The sequence below is a fragment of the Candidatus Binatia bacterium genome (assembly GCA_036563615.1).
Taxonomy (GTDB): domain Bacteria; phylum Desulfobacterota; class Binatia; order UBA12015; family UBA12015; genus DATCMB01.
Window position 1 is genome coordinate 856382 of sequence record DATCMB010000006.1, and the last position, 18839, is coordinate 875220.

Annotated in this window: 17 protein-coding genes; 12 read left to right on the forward strand and 5 right to left on the reverse strand. The window is 71.6% G+C overall.

Annotation, left to right across the window (positions count from 1 at the left end):
- Positions 1–5: 5 nt before the first annotated feature.
- On the reverse strand, positions 6–737 hold the full coding sequence (locus tag VIS07_06645) for a glycosyltransferase family 2 protein (protein HEY8515171.1): 732 nt from the start codon (positions 735–737) through the stop codon (positions 6–8).
- Positions 738–942: 205 nt separating this feature from the next.
- Here VIS07_06645 and VIS07_06650 point away from each other — a divergent pair, with 205 nt between their 5' ends.
- On the forward strand, positions 943–3342 hold the full coding sequence (locus VIS07_06650) for a hypothetical protein (protein ID HEY8515172.1): 2400 nt from the start codon (positions 943–945) through the stop codon (positions 3340–3342).
- Here the strand turns inward: VIS07_06650 and VIS07_06655 are convergent.
- Positions 3282–4133, reverse strand: coding sequence for a hypothetical protein (locus VIS07_06655; GenBank protein HEY8515173.1), 852 nt, complete (start codon positions 4131–4133; stop codon positions 3282–3284). The genes VIS07_06650 and VIS07_06655 overlap by 61 nt on opposite strands.
- Positions 4134–4216: 83 nt before the next feature.
- Here VIS07_06655 and VIS07_06660 point away from each other — a divergent pair, with 83 nt between their 5' ends.
- The 7 genes from VIS07_06660 to VIS07_06690 all read left to right on the forward strand — a co-directional run bounded on the left by VIS07_06660 (position 4217) and on the right by VIS07_06690 (position 11965).
- Positions 4217–5449: a glycosyltransferase family 1 protein gene (locus tag VIS07_06660; protein ID HEY8515174.1), complete on the forward strand. Its 1233-nt coding sequence runs from the start codon at positions 4217–4219 to the stop codon at positions 5447–5449.
- A 97-nt stretch (positions 5450–5546) separates the two neighbouring features.
- On the forward strand, positions 5547–6074 hold the full coding sequence (locus VIS07_06665; GenBank protein ID HEY8515175.1) for a nuclear transport factor 2 family protein: 528 nt from the start codon (positions 5547–5549) through the stop codon (positions 6072–6074).
- 63 nt (positions 6075–6137) lie between these two features.
- Positions 6138–8090 carry an ABC transporter ATP-binding protein gene (locus VIS07_06670; protein HEY8515176.1) on the forward strand — a complete coding sequence of 651 codons (1953 nt, stop codon included), beginning with the start codon at positions 6138–6140 and terminating at the stop codon, positions 8088–8090.
- Entirely contained in the window at positions 8087–9952 is a 1866-nt protein-coding gene (locus tag VIS07_06675; protein ID HEY8515177.1) for an ABC transporter ATP-binding protein, read from the forward strand. The genes VIS07_06670 and VIS07_06675 overlap by 4 nt, the downstream gene beginning before the upstream one ends.
- A gap of 10 nt (positions 9953–9962) precedes the next feature.
- Complete coding sequence (locus VIS07_06680; GenBank protein ID HEY8515178.1) at positions 9963–11147, forward strand: aminopeptidase; 1185 nt, start codon at positions 9963–9965, stop codon at positions 11145–11147.
- A gap of 10 nt (positions 11148–11157) precedes the next feature.
- On the forward strand, positions 11158–11688 hold the full coding sequence (locus VIS07_06685; protein HEY8515179.1) for a Mut7-C RNAse domain-containing protein: 531 nt from the start codon (positions 11158–11160) through the stop codon (positions 11686–11688).
- Positions 11681–11965 carry a hypothetical protein gene (locus VIS07_06690; protein ID HEY8515180.1) on the forward strand — a complete coding sequence of 95 codons (285 nt, stop codon included), beginning with the start codon at positions 11681–11683 and terminating at the stop codon, positions 11963–11965. The genes VIS07_06685 and VIS07_06690 overlap by 8 nt, the downstream gene beginning before the upstream one ends.
- Before the next feature lie 41 nt (positions 11966–12006).
- On the opposite strand, the gene VIS07_06695 is transcribed toward VIS07_06690, so the two are convergent.
- The gene (locus tag VIS07_06695; GenBank protein ID HEY8515181.1) at positions 12007–12456 is read right to left on the reverse strand and encodes a tRNA (cytidine(34)-2'-O)-methyltransferase; all 450 of its coding nucleotides are present in this window, start codon (positions 12454–12456) and stop codon (positions 12007–12009) included.
- Positions 12447–12920, reverse strand: a complete 474-nt coding sequence (locus tag VIS07_06700) for a DUF1285 domain-containing protein (protein HEY8515182.1) — start codon at positions 12918–12920, stop codon at positions 12447–12449. The genes VIS07_06695 and VIS07_06700 overlap by 10 nt, the downstream gene beginning before the upstream one ends.
- 99 nt (positions 12921–13019) lie before the next feature.
- On the opposite strand from VIS07_06700, the gene VIS07_06705 reads away from it, so the two are divergent.
- Complete coding sequence (locus tag VIS07_06705) at positions 13020–14294, forward strand: prolipoprotein diacylglyceryl transferase family protein (GenBank protein HEY8515183.1); 1275 nt, start codon at positions 13020–13022, stop codon at positions 14292–14294.
- A 118-nt stretch (positions 14295–14412) separates the two neighbouring features.
- Here the strand turns inward: VIS07_06705 and VIS07_06710 are convergent, their stop codons facing one another.
- On the reverse strand, positions 14413–14808 hold the full coding sequence (locus tag VIS07_06710; protein ID HEY8515184.1) for an ACT domain-containing protein: 396 nt from the start codon (positions 14806–14808) through the stop codon (positions 14413–14415).
- 207 nt (positions 14809–15015) lie between these two features.
- On the opposite strand from VIS07_06710, the gene VIS07_06715 reads away from it, so the two are divergent.
- The 3 genes from VIS07_06715 (at position 15016) to VIS07_06725 (ending at position 18781) form a co-directional block, all read left to right on the forward strand.
- The gene (locus VIS07_06715) at positions 15016–15675 is read left to right on the forward strand and encodes an ATP-binding cassette domain-containing protein (GenBank protein HEY8515185.1); all 660 of its coding nucleotides are present in this window, start codon (positions 15016–15018) and stop codon (positions 15673–15675) included.
- Entirely contained in the window at positions 15675–17279 is a 1605-nt protein-coding gene (locus VIS07_06720; GenBank protein HEY8515186.1) for a peptidoglycan DD-metalloendopeptidase family protein, read from the forward strand. The genes VIS07_06715 and VIS07_06720 overlap by 1 nt, the downstream gene beginning before the upstream one ends.
- Positions 17280–17371: 92 nt before the next feature.
- Positions 17372–18781 carry a S41 family peptidase gene (locus tag VIS07_06725; protein ID HEY8515187.1) on the forward strand — a complete coding sequence of 470 codons (1410 nt, stop codon included), beginning with the start codon at positions 17372–17374 and terminating at the stop codon, positions 18779–18781.
- Positions 18782–18839: the final 58 nt, after the last annotated feature.

The following is an 18839-nucleotide window of genomic DNA, read 5'->3' on the forward strand; positions in this document are numbered from 1 at the left end:
TCGGCTCAGTCGGAAGCGAGCTTGACGCGCGGCATGAACATGCTGCGGAACGTCGAGAGCAGCATCTTGTACGGGTAGTAGACGGCGCGCAGCCCGTAGTGCATCGGCTTTCGCTGCGGCGGGCTCGGCGCCATGGTCACCGGGACCTCGCGGATGCGGAACCCCTGGCGGTGGAGCAGCAGCAGGACGTCGATGTCCGGGAAGTCGAACGGGTAGAAGTCCGAGCAGCAGAAGCGCACCACGCTGCGCGACAGCGCCTGCAGACCCGAGGTCGGGTCGGCGATGTGCGGCCCGCCGCACCAGACCAGGACCCGCTGGAAGAAGACGCGGCCCACGGTGCGCGCGCCGCCCATCTGGTAGCCGGTCGCCTCGATGAAGCGCGAGCCGATCACCACGTCGGCCTCGCCCGCGCGCACCGGCTCGAGCAGGCTCGGGATGTAGGCGGGATCGTGCTGGCCGTCGGCGTCCATCTGCACGAGGTGCCGGTAGCCGTTGCGGATCGCGTACTTGTAGCCGGTCTGCAGCGCGGCGCCGTAGCCCAGGTTGAACGGGTGCGACACCACCGTCGCGCCGTGGCGGCGGGCGATCTCGGCGGTGTCGTCGCGCGAGCCGTCGTTGATCACCAGCACGTCGAGCTCGAGGCCGGTCGCGCGCACGCGGTCGATCACCGCACCGATCGAGCGCTGCTCGTTGAAGGCCGGGATGATCAGAAGGGAATCGCTGGAACGGCGGGACATTGGTACGGGCCGGCTCCTACCACAGCGGATCGATCGCAGTCATGCCGGGACCTGCGGGCATGGCCGACGATCCTCGCACAGCGTGCGCGGCGCCCGCAATTGCCGACGTTGCGCTCCGGCAACCACCACGAGCGGGGTTTACGACGGTGCGGAAGCCCGCTACAGAGAGCGGACCTTCGCCGCGGGCGCTTCTGAATTCCTTCGCATGCCACGCAAGCTCTATTTCGAGACCTTCTTCATCTCCCTGGCCGTCATCCTTCTGGAGGTCTCCTACACCCGCGTCTTCTCGTACAAGCTCGTCTACTACTTCACCTACCTGGTGATCGGGATCGCGCTGCTCGGGCTCGGCTCGGGCGGCGTGCTGGTGGCGATCGTCTCGCGGCTGAGGCGCGCCAGCGTCGAGCGGCTCGTGCTCGGCTGCGCGCTGACCGCCGCGATCGCGGTGCTCGGCGGCTACTTCCTGATCGCGCTGCTGCGCCTGAACCTCTTCCGCATGGTCATGTGGATGGTCCAGGGCAGCCACTGGGGCGAGGTGACCCTGGAGCTCGCGAAGCTGACGCTCGTCTGCGCGACGCTGTTCGTGCCGTTCCTCTCGGCCGGCATCGCGCTCGCGAAGATCTTCGCGGCGCACACCGAGCGCATCAGCCGGCTCTACGCGATCGACCTGCTCGGCGCGGCGCTCGGCTGCATGATCGTCATCCCGGCGATCCGCTGGATCTCGCCGCCGGGCGCGGTGTTCCTCGCGGGGCTCGCCTTCGCGTTCGCCGGTCTGCCGCTCGCGCGCGCGACCGGACGCACGGCGACGGTGCCCGCGACCGTGGCGGCGATCTGCCTGCTCGTGGGCGTGCTGTTCCCGGGCGCGCTGCCCGATCCGGTGCGCGATCGCATCAAGGGCGGCGACGCGCCGACGATCTTCTCGCAGTGGAGCCCGGTGTTCCGCGTCGACGTCGTCCCGGTGCCGGGCGCCGTGCCGCCGACGAACTTCCTCGTCCACGACGGCACGCTCGGCTCCTCGATGCTGCAGTACGACGGCGATCCGTCCTCGCTCGGGCGCTACGACAAGATGGATCGCTCGTTCCCGTTCCGTCTCCTCGGGCCCGAGCCCCACGTGGCGATCATCGGCGCGGCGGGCGGCAACGAGATCCTCGCCTCGCTGCGTCTCGGCGCGGGGCACATCACCGGCATCGAGCTGAACCCGGTGACGGTGTCGCTGCTCACCGACCACTTCGCCGACTTCACCGGCAACATCGCGCGTCACCCCAAGGTGACGCTGGTCAACGCCGAGGGACGCTCGTACCTCAAGAGCACGGGCAAGGAGTTCGACCTCATCTGGCTCGTCGCGCCCGACAGCTACGCCGCGATGAACGCGGCGACCTCGGGCGCCTTCGTGCTCTCCGAGAGCTACCTCTACACCAAGGAGATGATCGTCGAGGCGCTCGAGCACCTCGACGAGAACGGCATCCTGTGCGCGCAGTTCGGCGAGATCGAGTTCGCGACCAAGCCGAACCGCGTCGTGCGCTACCTCGGCACCGCGCGCGAGGCGCTCGCCGAGCTCGGCATCCGCGACTTCGACCGGCACGTGCTGGTCGCGGTGTCGCCCGGCTTCGGCCAGCTCGAGTCGGCGACCATCCTGATCCGCAAGCGGCCGTTCACCGAGGCGGACATCGAGACGTTCCTCGACACGGCGGCGCAGATCGAGGGTACGCGCGTCGTCTACACGTGGAAGCAGTCGGACCCCGAGAGCCCGGTCACCAAGGTGATCACGCTCGAGGGCGAGGAGCGCGAGGCGTTCTACGACTCCTGGCCGTACAAGGTCCGTCCGATCACCGACGACTCGCCGTTCTTCTGGCACTTCGTCGGCTTCGACTCCGTGCTGTACGGCAACGACGACATCCGCCTGAACGTCGAGGAGGGCGTCGGCGAGCGGCTACTGCTCGTGCTGCTCGCGATCGGCACCGCGTTCGCGGCGGCGTTCCTGCTGCTGCCGCTCGCGGTGGTGCGCGACGTCTGGGCGCAGATCCCCTACAAGCTGAACGCCGGCCTCTACTTCGCGGGCCTCGGGCTCGGCTTCATGCTGATCGAGGTCTGCCTGATCCAGCGCTTGACGCTGTTCCTCGGCTACCCGACCTACTCGCTGACCATCACGCTGTTCTCGCTGCTGGTCTCGACCGGGCTCGGCAGCCTCGCGAGCGAGCGCTACGGCACCGACCGCAACCGGGTGTTCGCGGCGCTGCTCGGCGCGCTGATCGTGATGGTGGTGTTCTACCGCTTTGGCTTGACGCCGCTGGTCGACGTCGCGGTCGGCTGGCCGTTCGCGCTGCGCGTCCTGATCACGGTCGCGGTGCTGACGCCGCTCGGCTTCTGTCTCGGCGCCTTCATGCCGATCGGCCTGCGCTCGGTGTCGGCACTGACGCCGTACCACGAGCAGTACGTCGCCTGGTGCTGGGCGGTGAACGGCTTCTGCTCGGTCGTCGCCTCGGTGCTGGCGACGATCCTCGCGATGACGGCGGGCTTCAACGCCGTCATCCTCGCCGGGCTCGCCTGCTACCTGGTCGGCGTGTCGGCGTTCCTGCGCGTGCCGTCGGGCGAGGCCAAGGTGGCCTGAGCGTCGCCGCCCTCGCGCGGCACGATGCGCGGATCGCGCCAGCCGGCGAGGTCGCCGGGCGGCTCGACCAGCGTCGGCGTGTCGATCATGAAGACGAGCATGATCTCGCTGCCGGCGAAGGGGTCGAGGTCGACGCGCGCCTCGTGCCAGCGGCGGTCCGCGGGCACGCGGGCCGGGTCGATGCGCTGCTCGAAGACGATTTGACGTCCGCCGCGGTCGTTGCCCTTGCGCGGCGTGAGCACGGCGATCGCGAAGCGGAATGGTCCGCTGCGCACGTCGCTCCAGCGCTCCGGCTTGACGCCGTAGTCGAGCTCGAGCACCGCGCCCGCGGGCGGCACCTGCACCTTGACGAAGCCCGGCTGCGGCTGCGTCTCGAGGCGCACCGACTGCGTCATCACGCGCGGCGTCGACCACGCGGCGCGCTCGAGCAGCCCGCCCGTGGTGAGCAGGTCGAGGAGCGAGACGCCGGGCGCGGGGGAGGCGGCGGGCGGCGGCGTCGGCGCGGCGTGCGTCGCCGTGGCATGCGTCTCTGCAGCGCGCGTCCCAGCAGCGAGTGTCTCTTCGACGCGTGTCGACTCGGCGGACGCCTGCGGCTGCGCGCCGATCGTCGGCGTCGCGGGCGCGGGCGCGCCGTCGCCGGCCGGACCCGCGTCGCACGCGGGCGCGACGACGAGCAGGCCGGCGAGGGCCGCGCGGGCGAGGGCCACGCCGCCGCGGGAGACGCGCGCGAGGGGCACGCCGCCGCGGCGCGCGCGCGCGAGGTCATGGACGCTGCGGTCGCGGATCGTCACGCGGCGCTTGTCGCCGCTTCGCGCCGCGTCCGCAAGGGCGCGCTTTTCCTGCGTCACCGCGTCCGCTAAACCGCCGCTCGACCGTGAGCGAGCGAGCAGGACAGCGCGAGGACGCGCGAGCCGTCTGGTTCGACGCCCGCGGTCTCCAGGTCGGCTTCAAGGAGCACGGCGGACGCGGCATCGGCACCTACGTCGCCGCGCTCGCCACCGAGCTCGACCATCAGGCGGCGCCCGATCGCCTGCGCATGCTGGTCGAGCGCGGCGCGGAGCTGCTGCACGGGGTCTCGCCGTCGCGCTTGCTGTACGTCCCGCGCGCGCTCGGCGGACGCGGCCCGCTCGCGACGCACCTCCACCAGCACGCGCAGCTCGCGGCGTGGCTTTCGGCGCGGCGTCCTGCGGCGGTGCACTTCCCGGCGCAGACCGACGCGCCCGCCGTGCTCGGCGTGCGCACGGTGGTGAGCGTGCACGACGTCGTCCTGCACCGCCACGGCGCCTGGTACGAGGCCGGGACGCCGGACTCGCTGCGGGCGCGCGCGCGACGCGCGCGCTTCCGCACGATGCGCTTGCTCGAGCGGCTCGCGATCGCGCACGCGTCGCGCATCATCGTGCCGTCGCGGGTGACGGCGGAAGAGCTCGTGCGCGAGCTCGCGGTGCCGCGCGCGAAGATCTCGATCATCCCGCTCGCGGCGGCGCCGCGCTTCTCGCCGGAGCCCGCGCCGAACGACGCCGCGGTGCGCGCCCGGCTGCGCTTGCCCGAGCGCTACCTGCTGCACACCGGCGGCGCCGATCCGCGCAAGCGCGTCCCCGAGCTGATCGACGTCTTCGACGCGATCGCACGCGACGACGCGAGCCTCGGCCTCGTGCTGGCGGGACCGGTCGCGAACGGCGCGGCCTATCCGGCGGTCCGGCAAGCGATCGAGCGCGCCGCCGCGCGCGACCGCATCGTGCTGCCCGGTGTGGTACGCGACGAGGAGCTGCCGGCGCTCTACCGCGGCGCCGCGGCGCTCGTCCTCGCGACGCGCTACGAGGGCTTCGGCCTGCCAGTGGTCGAGGCGTTCGCGTGCGGCACGCCGGTGGTCGCGACCGCGGCGGACGCGGTCCGCGAGGTCGCCGGCGACGCGGCGCTGCTCGTGCCGGTCGCGGAGATCGGCGAGCTGCGCCAGGCGGTGCGTCGCGTCTTGAACGACGCCGAGCTCGCGGCGTCGCTGCGCGAGCGCGGGCTCGAGCGCGCGGCGCAGTTTCGCTGGAGCCTCGCCGCGGCCGAGACGCTCGCGGTGTACGAGGAGGTCACCGGCGAGCACCTGCGCGCTGCTTGACGCGCGCCGCGGCGCGCTGCGGCGGCCGCTCGTCCGAGCTTCGGCGCTGCGCTGGGCGCGATTGACCTGCGCTCGACGACCCGGCTAGCACGGTCGCATGACGCCCGCCGACCTCGTCGAGATCGAGCTCATCAAGCGGCTCAAGTACAAGTACATGCGCTGCCTCGACCAGAAGCTGTGGGACGAGATGGCGGAGACGCTGACCGAGGACGCGGTCGCGTCGTACAGCGCGGGGAAGTACGAATTCCACGGTCGTGACGCGATCCTCGCGTTCTTCCGCGCCTCGATGGGGTCGCCGAGCTTTCTCTCGAGCCACCGCGTGCACCATCCCGAGATCGACTTGACGAGCCCGACCACCGCGCGCGGCGTGTGGGCGCTCGAGGACGTCGTGGTCGACCCGTCGCGCGACTTCGAGCTGCGCGGCGCCGCCTTCTACACCGACGAGTACGTCAAGCAGGACGGCCAGTGGCGGATCCAGCGGACGGCGTACAAGCGGACGTACGAGGAGGTGTGGAAGCGCAGCCAGGGCGCGCCCCGCACGCTCACCGCGAGCTGGTGGGAGACCGGCGGGCAGAGCCAGCTGCCGATCCCGGAGCACGTCGCGCACCTGATCACGAAGCGCTAGCGCGGCGCTCGAGCGGCGCTCCTGTGCTGAGCAGGACGCGTACGCTAGAGACAGTGGGATCGGATGCGCCGCCTCTGGAAGTATCTTGCCCGCTACCGAGCGCGCTACGTCGCCGGCTGCCTGTGCCTGATCGGCACCGCGACGCTCGCGATGACGATCCCGGTGCTGCTCAAGCGCGCGGTCGACAGCATCCCGGTCGCGGCCAACGTGGCGGCCGGTACGGCCGGCAGCGCGAGCACGGCCGCGTGGTACGCGCTCGCCGTCATCGTGATCGCGATCGCGCAGGGCGTCGTCCGCACGTTCTCGCGCTTCGTGATCTTCAACGTCGGGCGTGACGTCGAGTACGACCTGCGCAACGACCTCTTCCGCCACCTCGAGCGCCTGCCCTGGCAGTTCTATCAGGTGCACCCGACCGGTGATCTGATGTCGCGTCTGGTCAACGACATCTCCGCGGTGCGCATGCTGCTCGGGCCGGGCGTGCTGAACCTGCTCAACACGCCGCTCTACTACCTCTACGCGGTGACGATCATGGTCTCGATCGACCCGCTGCTGACGGTCGCGGCGCTGTCGCCGTACCCGATCATGCTGCTGGTCGTGAAGCGCTACAGCCGCCGCCTGATGGAGGGCACGCTGCGCGTGCAGGAGGGGCTCGCCGACATGAGCTCGCTCGTGCAGGAGAACGTGAGCGGCATCCACGTCGTCAAGGCGTACGTGCGCGAGGAGCACGAGATCGCGCGCTTCCGCGCGATGAACGATCGCTTCCGCGAGGTGAGCCTCGAGCTCGGGCGCGCGCGCGGCATCATCGCGCCGGTGATCCGCTCGGTGAGCGCGCTCGGCATCCTGGTCGTGCTCTGGCTCGGCGGGCGGCACGTCGCGCGCGGTCTGCTGACGATCGGCGACCTGGTGGCGTTCATCGGCTACCTGCACCTGCTCGCGTGGCCGACGATGGCGCTCGGCTGGATGCTCTCGACCCTGCAGCGCGGTCGCGCGGCGATGCAGCGCCTCGAGGAGCTGTTCGCGGTCGAGCCGGCGATCGCGGATCCGCCGGGCGTGCCGCGTCCGGCGTGGGCGGTGCCGATCGTCGACCTCGACGCGGCTGCGGCGAACGGCGCCGCGCCGAGCGTCGCCGCGTCCGACGGGGCTGCGCCGGGCGTCATGCCGACGAACGACGCGGTCGCCGCGCGCGACGGCGACGGCGAGCGCACCGCGGCTGGCAACGGCGCTGCCGCGCCGCCGGCGATCACGCGCGGCGAGATCGAGCTGCGCGGCGTGTCGTTCGCGTACCCCGGGCCGGCCTCGCCCAAGGTGCTGTGCGACATCGACGTGCACATCCCCGCAGGCGCGACGGTGGCGATCGTCGGCCGCGCGGGCGCCGGCAAGACCTCGCTGCTGAACCTGCTGCCACGGCTCTTCGATCCGACCGAGGGCGAGGTGCGCATCGACGGCCGCAACGTGCGCGACTACCCGCTCGCGACGCTGCGCCGCGCGATCGCCTTCGTGCCGCAGGATCCGTTTCTGTTCTCGACCTCGATCCGCGCGAACCTCGCGTTCGCGCTGTCCGAGCTCGATCCGGACGACGAGGAAGCGCACCGGCTCGTGCGCGAGGCGGCGCGCTGGGCGGCGGTCGCGGACGACATCGAGGACTTCCCGCGCGGCTACGACACCATGGTCGGCGAGCGCGGCATCACGCTGTCGGGCGGCCAGAAGCAGCGCGTGACGCTCGCGCGCGCGCTGCTCGCCGACGCGCCGATCCTGGTGCTCGACGACGCGCTCTCGAGCGTCGACACGCAGACCGAGGAGCGCATCCTGCGCGCGCTCGAGGAGCGTCGGCGCGGGCGCACGTGCCTGATCGTCGCGCACCGTCTGTCGACGGTGCAGGACGCCGATCTGATCCTCGTGCTCGACCGCGGCCGCATCGTCGAGCGCGGCGACCACCAGCAGCTGCTGGCGCGCGGCGGCCTCTATGCCGAGCTGTTCCAGCGCCAGCGCCTGACCGAGGAGCTGGAGGCGATTTGACGCGTCCCGCCGACAAGCGCGCCGTCCGTCGCGCGGAGACGCCGTCGGACAGCATCCACGCGGAGGAGCGCGTCACCGCGTACGACGCCGAGCTCCTGCGCCGGCTGTGGGGCTTCATCCGCCCGTACCGCAGGACCTTCTGGCTGAGCATCGCGATCCTGCCGGTGATCTCGGCGCTGATGCTCGTCCAGCCGTACCTGCTGAAGATCGCGATCGACCGCTACGTCGAGACCGGCGACGTCGCCGGCTTGACGCGCATCGCGATCCTGTTCGCGCTCGCGGTCGTCGGCGAGTTCGTCGCCCTGTACTACCAGTACTACTTGACGATGGTGGTCGCGCAGAAGAGCCTCGCCGACCTGCGCGTCGCGCTCTTCAGCCACCTCGAGCGCCTGCCGCAGCGCTTCTTCGACCGCAATCCCGTCGGGCGTCTGGTGACGCGTCTCACGACCGACGTCGACGTGCTGACCGAGATGTTCGCCTCGGGCGCGATGACCGTCTTCATGGACGGGCTCACGCTGGTCGGCATCGTCGCGATCATGCTGTGGATCGACTGGCGGCTCGCGCTCGTGACGCTGTCCGTCGTGCCGCTGCTGCTGATCGCGATCGACTTCTTCCGCAAGCGCGCGCGCGTCACCTACCGCCTGATCCGCGAGCGCATCGCGCGCATCAACAGCTTCTTGTCGGAAGCGATCTCCGGCATGCCGGTGATCCAGCTCTTCGCGCGCGAGGCGGCGACCTTCCGCGAGTTCGACGAGCACAACGCCGCGCACCGCGACGCCAACCACATGTCGAACATCTACGAGGCGGCGCTGTTCTCGATCGTCGAGGCGGTGAGCTCGATCTCGATGGCGCTGGTGGTCTGGTACGGCTCCGGGCAGATCCTGAAGGGCGTGGTCGCGTTCGGCACGCTGGTCGCGTTCATCGAGTACATCCAGAAGTTCTTCGTGCCGATCCGCGACTTCTCGACCAAGTACGCGGTGCTGCAGTCGGCGATGACGGCGGCCGAGCGCGTCTTCCAGCTGCTCGACACGCCGCTCGAGATCGCGTCGCCCGCGCAGCCGCGCCGCGTCCCGCCGGACTCGCCCGAGCGCGGCGCGATCCGCTTCGAGAACGTCTGGTTCGCCTACAAGGGCGACGAGTACGTCCTGCGCGACGTCTCGATCGACGTGCGTCCCGGCGAGACGGTGGCGCTGGTCGGCGCGACGGGCTCGGGCAAGTCGACGATCATCAAGCTGCTCGGGCGCAGCTTCGACGTCTCGCGCGGCAGCGTGAAGGTGTCGGGCGTCGACGTGCGCGAGTGGGACCTGCACGAGCTGCGGCGCGAGATCGGCATCGTCCTGCAGGACGCCTTCCTGTTCTCGGGCACCGTCGCCGGCAACATCACGCTCGGGCGACCGTTGCCGCAGGAGCGCCTCGAGGAGGTCGTGCGCGCCGCGAACCTGAGCGAGCTCGTCGCGAGCCTGCCGCGCGGCTTCGAGCAGCCGATCCGCGAGCGCGGCAACAACCTGTCCGTGGGGCAGCGGCAGCTGCTCGCGTTCGCGCGCGCGCTCGCGTACGACCCGCGCATCCTGGTGCTCGACGAAGCCACCTCGAGCGTCGACGCCGAGACCGAGCAGCTCGTGCAGGAAGCGCTCGACCGCCTGCTGCAAGGGCGCACGGCGCTGGTCATCGCGCACCGTCTGTCGACGATCGAGCGCGCCGACCGGATCGTCGTCCTGCACAAGGGCGAGGTGCGCGAGGTCGGCACGCACGCCGAGCTGCTCGCGCTCGGCAAGATCTACGCACGGCTCTACGAGCTGCAGTACGCGGGGCTGCGCGACGCGCGCGCGGCGGGTTCGGGTGCGGGTGCTGCGTCGTCCTGAGCGTCGCGCCGTGCTGCTCGCGCGCGTCGCGGTGCTGCTCGGTGCGCTGTCGTGTCTCGTCGGCTGCGGCGGCTGCTCGCCGCTCTACGTGCTGCGCTCGGCGTACGAGGAAGGACGCATCCTGCTCTCGCGGCAATCGATCGAGTCGCTGCTCGAGAAGCCCGAGCTCGACCCGGACACGCGCGCGAAGCTCGAGCTCGTCCTCGAGGTGCGGCGCTTCGCGCGCGACCGCCTCGGTCTCGCGGTGGGCGACGCGTACGCGTCGTTCTCGATCGTGCCGCCCGGCGCGCTGCTGCACGTCGTGTCGGCGGCGGAGCGCACGCGGCTCGAGCCGTACACCTGGTGGTTCCCGATCGTCGGCGACGTCGACTACAAGGGCTTCTTCGACGAGGCCGACGCGCGCGCCGAGGCCGAGCGGCTGCAGAGCAAGGGCTACGACACCTGGGTGCGTCCGTCGGTCGCCTTCAGCACGCTCGGCTGGTTCGACGACCCGGTGCTGTCGAGCTGGCTGCGCGCCGATCCGGTGCGGATCACCGAGCTGCTGATCCACGAGCTGCTGCACCGCACCTGGTACGTCTCGGGCGAGACCGAGTTCAACGAGTCGCTCGCGACCTTCGTCGGCCACGTCGGTGCGATCGAGTTCTTCCGCGCGCGCGACGGCGAGGACGCCGAGACCACGCGCCGGGCGGTCGCGGGCTGGGACGAGGCGCTCGCCGAGTCGCGTCTGTGGACCACGGCGGTCGAGGAGCTGCGCGCGCTCTACGAGGCGAGCGCGCGCGAGGGGCGTCCGGTCGACGAGGTGCTCGCCGCGCGCGAGAAGATCTTCCGCGCCATCGAGCGCGGCGAGCTCGACGGCGCGGATGCCTTCCCGGCGGCCGCGACGCAGCCGACGCCGCGGCGGCGCACGCCGATCCCGGTCAACAACGCGGTGATCCTCGCGAACTACGCGTACTTGAAGGAGCTCGACGCCTTCGACGCGATCTACCGCCAGGCGGGCGACCTGCGCGCGTCGCTCGCGCGGCTGCGCGAGATCGTCGACGACGCGGACGATCCGTTCGCGGCGCTCGCGCAGGCGGCGAGCACGGCACCGCCGCCGTCGTCACACGTTGATACCGCTCCCCCGTCGCAGAGCGGTGACGCGACGTCGTCACCGGCCGACGAGGCGACGTTGCCCGGCGCGGCGTCGCGCAGCTAGAGTCGTCTCCGTGCAGCCCCGCTTCGCCGTCGATCGCATGCTCGGCCGGCTCGCGCGCTGGCTGCGCATCCTCGGCTTCGACGCGGCCTACCGCCCGGAGATGCCGGGCGCCCGCCTGCTGACGCTCGCCGCGCGCGAGGGACGCATCGTCCTCACCCGCGACGCGCGCCTGCGCGACCCGCGCGGTCGCGTGCGCATCGTGCGCCTCGCCGCGGACCGCTTCCGCGACCAGCTGCGCGAGCTCGACCGGATCTTCCCGCTGGGCGGCGTCGAGCAGCGGCCGTCGCGCTGCGTCGAGTGCAACGTCGAGGTCGAGGCGCTGCCGCTCGAGCGCGTGCCGCAGACGGTGCCGGAGTACGTCCGCGCGACGCAGAAAGAGTTCCAGCGCTGTCCGCGCTGCCGCCGGATCTACTGGCCGGCGACGCACCGCGAGCGCATGCAGGCCGAGATCGCGGCGCTCGGCTTGAGCGAGCCCGAGCACGACCCCGAGTCCGCGCGTGCGCACGCGCACGCGCCGGCGGCAGGAGAGGCCAATGGCTGACGACGCGCGCGAGGTCCTGCTGTCCGACGCGGCGAGCGTGCCGGTCGCGCCGTGCCCGCGCTGCGAGCGCGAGGTGGTGGTCTACGTGGCCGCGGACGCGGCGGACGACGCGGGCTACGCCTGCGTGCACTGCGACGGTCCCGTGCGCGGCGTCTACCTGGTGTCGGAGTCCGAGCTCGACGCGCTCGGCTACGCGGTCGCGGATCCGCTGCGCGCCGGCTGCGGAACCGGCTGCGCGGCCGGCGGCTGCGGCGTCCGCCGTCCGACGGGTGCTTGACGCTCCGCCCGGCTCGCGCGCATCGACTCACGCGCCTCCGCTCACGCCCGCCCGAGCTGGCGCAGCGCCTCGTAGAGCACGATCGACACCGCGTTCGAGAGGTTCAGGCTGCGCACGCCGCGGCCGGACATCGGGATGCGGTAGAGCGGTGCGAGCTTGGCGCGCAGATCGTCGGGCAGGCCGCGCGTCTCGCCGCCGAAGACCAGCGCGTCGTCCTCGCGAAACTCGATCCGCGTGTACGACTCGACGCCGTGCGAGCTGAAGGCGAGCAGGCGACCGGGCGCGCGCGCGGCGTCGAACTCCTGCCAGCCGGCGTGCACGGTGAGGTCGACGTACGGCCAGTAGTCGAGGCCCGCGCGCTTGAGGTAGCGGTCCTCGAGCGAGAAGCCGAGCTTTCCGACCAGGTGCAGCGGGGTCTCGGTCGCGGCGCACAGCCGCGCGATCGAGCCCGTGTTCTGCGGAATCTCGGGCTCGACCAGGACTACGAGCATCGCGCCGCGTCTTGCGCGATCTCGTGCGTCCCGGACGGCAGGCGCAGGACGAAGCGGTCGCCGTCCATCTCGACGTGCGAGAGCAGCTCCGCCTGCGCGGCGCGCAGGAAGCGGGCGCGGAACGCGCCGCCCTTGACGTCGACGTAGAGCACGTCGTCCTTGCCGAGGGTGAGGGAGGACGCCGCGAGCGGCTCCGAGGTGCCGTCGTTGAGCGTGATGCGGAAGCCCGCCTCGGCGTCGCCGTCGACGCGCGTGACGACGTAGGGGGTGTCCTCGACGACGATCTTGGCGCGCTCGTCGCCGATGCGCAGCCACCAGCTGCCGTCCTGCTCGCGCGTGACGTGGCGCGAGAACAGGTCGGCGATGCGCTGGTTCTCGATCGGCGCGTCGTCCGCGTACCAGCGTCCGTCGCGCCCGAAGCGGATGCTCTTGTTCTCGATGGCCCAGAATCCAGCCTTCGGCATGCGCACATTCTGTCTGCGCCAGCGCGTCATGCAACGTCGCGCCGGGGGCGAGAGCATGGCGGGCGCGGGAGGGATCGGGTATGTCTCGTCGGATCCTCGATGGTCCCGGTCCTGGTTCAGATCGGTCCGCTCGCGCTCTACAGCTTCGGCGCGATGCTCGCCCTGGCGTTCCTCGCCGCAGGCTACGTGCTCGGCAACCTGCTCGAAGCGCGCGGCCTCGACCGAGGGCATGCGTCCTCGATCGTCTGGTGGGCGGCGATCGGCGGCCTCGTCGGCTCGCGGGTGCTCGCGATCATCAACGACTGGAGCGGCTTCGTCGCGGCACCGCTGAGCTCGCTGCTGACCGGCGCGGGCTTCGTCTGGTACGGCGGCCTGGTCGGCGGCTTCGTCTCGGTGTCGGCGTACATCCGCATGCGCGGGCTGCCGTGGCTCGTGGTGGTCGACGCGATCGCGCCGGGGCTCGCGCTCGGGCAGGCGATCGGCCGCATCGGCTGCCAGCTCGCGGGCGACGGCGACTGGGGCACGGCGTCGACGCTGCCGTGGGCGATGGCCTATCCGCGCGCGATCTACGGCTGGACCGAGCCCGTGGGCGTCCGCGTCCACCCCGCACCGGTCTACGAGAGCCTGCTCTACAGCGGGATCTTCGTGGCGCTGCTGCGCATGGCGCGTCAGCCCGGGCGCTGGGCGGACGGCTCGGTGCTGTTCGCGTACCTCGTGCTGTCGGGTGTCGCGCGCTTCCTGGTCGAGTACGTGCGCATCGAGCCGCGTCTGTGGCTCGGTCTCACCGAGGCGCAGTGGTTCGGGATCGCTAGCGTCGTGGCGGGCGGCGCGGGGCTGCTCTGGGCGCGCGGCCGTCGCGCGGCGCTGTCACCGCTCGCCGGCATCGCCGCGCTGCTGCTGCTCGCGGGCTGTCAGTCGGGCGGCAAGATGGCGCCCGACTTCGTCGCCCAGGACCTGAACGGTCAGGCGGTGCGGCTCTCGCAGCACCGCGGCAAGGTCGTGTTCCTCAACTTCTGGACGACCTGGTGTCCGCCGTGCCGCGCGGAGATGCCGGCGATGGAGGCGCTGTCGAAGAAGTTCGCCGCCGAGGACTTCGTGATGCTGGCGATCAGCGAGGACGATGGCGGCGCGCCGGTGGTGAAGAAGTTCGTCGAGGAGATGAAGCTCACCTTCCCGGTGCTGGTGAGCCCGACCGGCGAGATCGGACGCGCCTACGGCGTCTTCGGCTACCCCGAGACCTTCATCATCGACCGCGAGGGGCGGCAGGTGGCGCGCTACATCGGTCCGCGCGACTGGAAGGATCCATCGTTCGAGCAGGACCTGCGCACGCTGATCACCGAGGGGCGCTGGCCGAAGGGGCCCGACGGGAACTGATTCCACGAGAAGGCGCTGCCCTCTCGCCCCACGCGGCAAAGCCGCGGCCCCACTCACCCGCTCGCTACGCTCGGCCGCGCGCTGCGCGCGCGGAGTCCGTTGCGCACCCGGGCGTCGGTCAGCGATAGCCCTTCAGCGCCTCGCCCGCGCGCTTGACGTTGCTCACCGCGAGGAAGATCACCGCCTTCCCGCGGTCGGGCGTGCTCGCGTACATGTAGTCGATGTTGACCCGCGCCTTGCCGAGACGGCGGGCGATGGCGGCGAGCGTGCCGGGGCGGTTCTCGACCGGGACCGCGACGATCTCGTTCTCGAACACCAGCACGCCGGCCGCGCCGAGCAGGTGCATCGCCTTGTCGGGGTCGCTCACCACGACGCGCACGGCCGAGTGGTCGACCAGGTTCTCGACGTAGATGCCCTTGATGTTGATCTTCGCCTGCGCGAGGTCCGCGCAGACGTCGGCGAGAACGCCGGGGCGGTTCTCGAGGATCAACGTGAGCTGCCGCTCCACCCGCATGACCGCACCTCCATCTCGCGGCCTAGCAGCGGTCGCGGAGCCAAGTCAAAACAGGGCAGGGCAGTGAGCGCGGCACCGTCGTGCGCTTCGCCTTGCGGTCGCGGTCGCTTCCTGGCTAAGACGGCGCAGGTATCGCGCAGCGTCTTGCGGGGGGCGCGGTCGATGGTGCGGTTCATTCACGTTGCCCGGTCGTATCCGGACGCAGAGGTGCTGCTCGATGTGAACCTCTGCGTCGATACCGGCGACGCGGTGGTGGTGAGCGGTCCGGCGGGAGCGGGGAAGAGCACGCTCGTCCGCCTGCTGCTCGGCCTCGAGGAGCCGACGCACGGCTGGATCGTGGTCGACGATCTCGTGCTCGGCGGCAGCTCGCAGGAGGTTCTCGCCGCGCACCGGCGCCGCATCGGGCTGATCCCGCAGCGACCGCTGCTGGTCGACGACTTGACGGTCGAGCAGAACGTCGCGCTCGCGCTCGAGGTGACCGGCGCCCTGCCGCAGCAGGCGCGCGCGTCGGCGGCCGCGGCGGTCGAGCGCGTCGGCTTGACGCACCTGCTGCACCGCCGCGCCGCGACCCTGTCGGAGTCCGAGCGGCGCTGGATCGGCATCGCGCGGGCGCTCGCGCGTCGCGAGGCGTCGCTGATCGTCGCCGACGAGCCGGCGGCGGGCTTCGACGCGCGTGAGACGCGCGCGCTCGGCGCGCTGCTCGCCGAGGAGCGCTCGTTCGGCAAGACGGTGCTGATCGCGAGCCGCGAGCCGGGCCTCGCCGGGCTCGGCGCCCACCGCGTCGCCATGCTCGACGGCGGCCGCATCACGCTCGAGACCGCGGCCCCGACGGGCCGCGTGCGCAGCGTCGCGGGACGGCAGTCGTGATGTGGTCCGTCGGCGCCGCGCGCCGCATGGGCGGGGCGCTCGCGCTCGCCTTCGTCCTCGCGCTCACGGCGGGCATCCTGGTGACGGCCGGCGGCGCGCTGCTCGCGCGCGCGCGCTCGCTCGGCGACGCCGCGACCGGCGACGTCCGCTTCTACGTCGTCGCCCGCGGGCCGCTCGCGGAGGCGACCCGCGAGGGCATCGCGCTCCACCCGGAGATCCGGCTGATCGGCGAGCACAGCATCGATCAGCTCATCGGCGAGACCGCGTTCGAGCGCCGCGGCGACATGCTGCGCGTCCTCGAGGTCGCGGTGCCGCGCGGACCGGACGGCGACGTCGCCGAGCGGGTCGCGACGCTGCAGCAGATCGACGGTGTCGTCGAGGTGATCGCGCTCGGCGCGGTCGACGTCGCGGCGGCGCCGAAGGCGTCGGGTCGCCTGGGGGGCGCGGGCATCGCGCTGATCGCGCTCGGCTGCGCGCTGTTCGTCGCCGGCGTGACGGTCACCTCGACGATGGCCGTCCGGGCGCGCGCCGACGAGCTCGCGGTGCGCTGGCTGCTCGGGACGGAGCCCGTCGCGCTGTGGCGTCCGGTCGGCGCGGTGCTCGGCGTGACGGCGCTGGCCGGCGTGCTGGGGGCGCTCGGCGCAGCGCTGCTCGTCGTGCGCTTCGTCGCGCCCGACGCCGCGACGAGCCTCGCGAGCAGGGGCACGGTGCCGCTGCCGAGCTCGCTCGGCAGCGCGCTCGCCGCGCTGGTCTTCGCGCTCGGCGCCGTCGGCTCGGCGGCGCTCGCGGCGCGCCGCGCGCTGCTGCGCTTGACCGCCGAGCCGGCGCGGCTCGTCGGCTGGGCGGCGACGCTGCTGCTTCTGTCGTCCGTGCTGACGTCGGCCGCGGTCGGCTCGGCCGCGACCCTCGACGCGTCCGCCACGGTGCCCAGCGAGTGGCAGATGCTGCGCGGCGTGGCGCGCGAGCTCGCGGCCTGCCGCAAGGGCCTGCACGAGGCCGAGAAGACGCTCGCCGAGACCGAGCTCGTGGCGCTCCGCGCGTACGCCAAGGAGGATGCCGTGCTGCTTCGCCTCGCCTCCGCGCAACGCGAGGCGGACGCGCGCCTCGTCGAGCGCTGGCGCGAGTCCTGCGCCGCGCTCGAGGCGAGACGGCTCGAGCTGCGCGCCCAGCACCGCGCGAGCCTGTTTCCCGGGCCGCCCATCGAGCCGCGTCTCGCGCCGGTCGCCGGACGCGTCGAGGTCGCCTTCGGCGAGGCCGGGCTGCCGGGCAAGCCGCGGGCGTTTCGCAACGGCGTCGGGCTGCGCACCCGTCCGGGCGAGATCGTGCGGGCGAGCGCGCCGGGCAAGGTGGTGTTCTCGGGCGACCTCGCGGGCGCCGGACGGGTCGTCGTCGTCAGCCACGGTCGGCGCACCTTCAGCGTCTACGGCCGAGTTGCCGAAGCATTGGTCGTGCGGGGAATGGAGGTCGAGGCGGGCGAGCCGGTCGCGCGGGCCGGGGAGGGCGGCACGCTCTACTTCTCGGTGCGCGAGCGCGGCAAGGCGGTCGATCCGATCGCCTGGCTCCGCATGGAGCCCACGGCCGTGCAGACCGGGACGGGCGGCTGAAAATCCGCCTTCCGACGGGCGAACGGTTCGCTTATGAGATATGGTGCGAAAGCATTGCAATCCGGAGAGAGATCTCCACGAAGAGGAAAGGCATGAGGCAGTTTTCCAGCACCCGACGCCGGCGCGCTACGCTGACGACGCTCGCTTTCGGCGTCTGCATGGCGGTGCTGTTCTCCGGAGGGCGAGCGGTCGAGCGGGTGTCGGCGGTCCCACAGGAGACCTACGACGAGCTCGAAACCTTCACCAACATCCTATCGATCGTTCAGAAGAACTACGTCGACCACGTCGACACCAAGCAGCTCCTCGAGGGCGCGGTGAACGGCATGCTCGGGTCGCTCGACCCGCACAGCGCCTACTTGACGCCCGAGCTCTACAAGGAGCTGCAGGTCGACACCAAGGGGAGCTTCGGCGGTCTCGGCATCGAGATCACCAACCGGGGTGGTGTCTTGACGGTGGTGTCGCCGATCGAGGACACGCCCGCGTCGCGCGCCGGCATCCTGCCCGGTGACCAGATCATCAAGATCGACGGCGAGTTCACCAAGGACCTGACGCTCGCCGACGCCGTCAAGAAGATGCGCGGCCCGCGCGGCTCGAAGGTCGTCCTGTCGATCAAGCGAGAGGGCGTGCCCGAGCTGCTCGACTTCACGCTGGTCCGCGAGAACATCCAGATCCAAAGCGTCAAATACAAGGATCTCGGCGACGGCTACGGCTACATCCGCATCACCCAGTTCCAGGAGCGGACCGCGGCCGCGCTCGAGGAGGCGCTCGCGCAGCTCTCGGCGAGCAACGACGGCAGCATCCGCGGCCTGATCCTCGACCTGCGCAACGATCCCGGCGGGCTCCTGTCGCAGGCGGTCAAGGTCGCCGACACCTTCCTCGACTCGGGCCTGATCGTCTACACGGACGGCCGGCTCGACAGCCAGAAGCAGAAGTACTTCGCGCACAAGCCGGGCAGCTACACCGACTTCCCGATGGTGGTGCTGGTCAACGGCGGCACGGCGAGCGCGGCGGAGATCGTCGCGGGCGCGCTGCAGGACCACAAGCGCGCGCTCGTGCTCGGCACGCAGACCTTCGGCAAGGGGTCGGTGCAGACGATCCTGCCCCTCGACGACCAGTCTGCGCTGCGCTTGACGACCGCGCTCTACTACACGCCGAGCGGACGCTCCATCCAGGCGACCGGCATCACGCCGGACATCATCATGGAGAACAACGTCCAGCTCCAGAAGATCGACGCGAAGAAGTCGCCGCAGTCGCAGTTCCTGCGCGAGGAGAACCTGCCGAAGCACCTCGAGAACGGCAATCGCGATCAGGACGGCTCGAAGCTGACGCCGAAGCCGATCAAGAACGAGCCGGAGATCGAGGAGCCCGAGGACGCGCCGTCGGACGACGGCAGCTCGTCGCAGACGATGGGCGAGCTCGGCAAGGACCCGCAGCTCGACCGCGCGCTCGAGCTCCTGAAGAGCTGGCAGGTCTTCAAGACGCTGGTCGCGAAGAGCAACTGACCGGACCGCTCTTGCGCCCGAGCAGCACGACCCTCGCGCGTCGCGTCCGCTCGCTTCC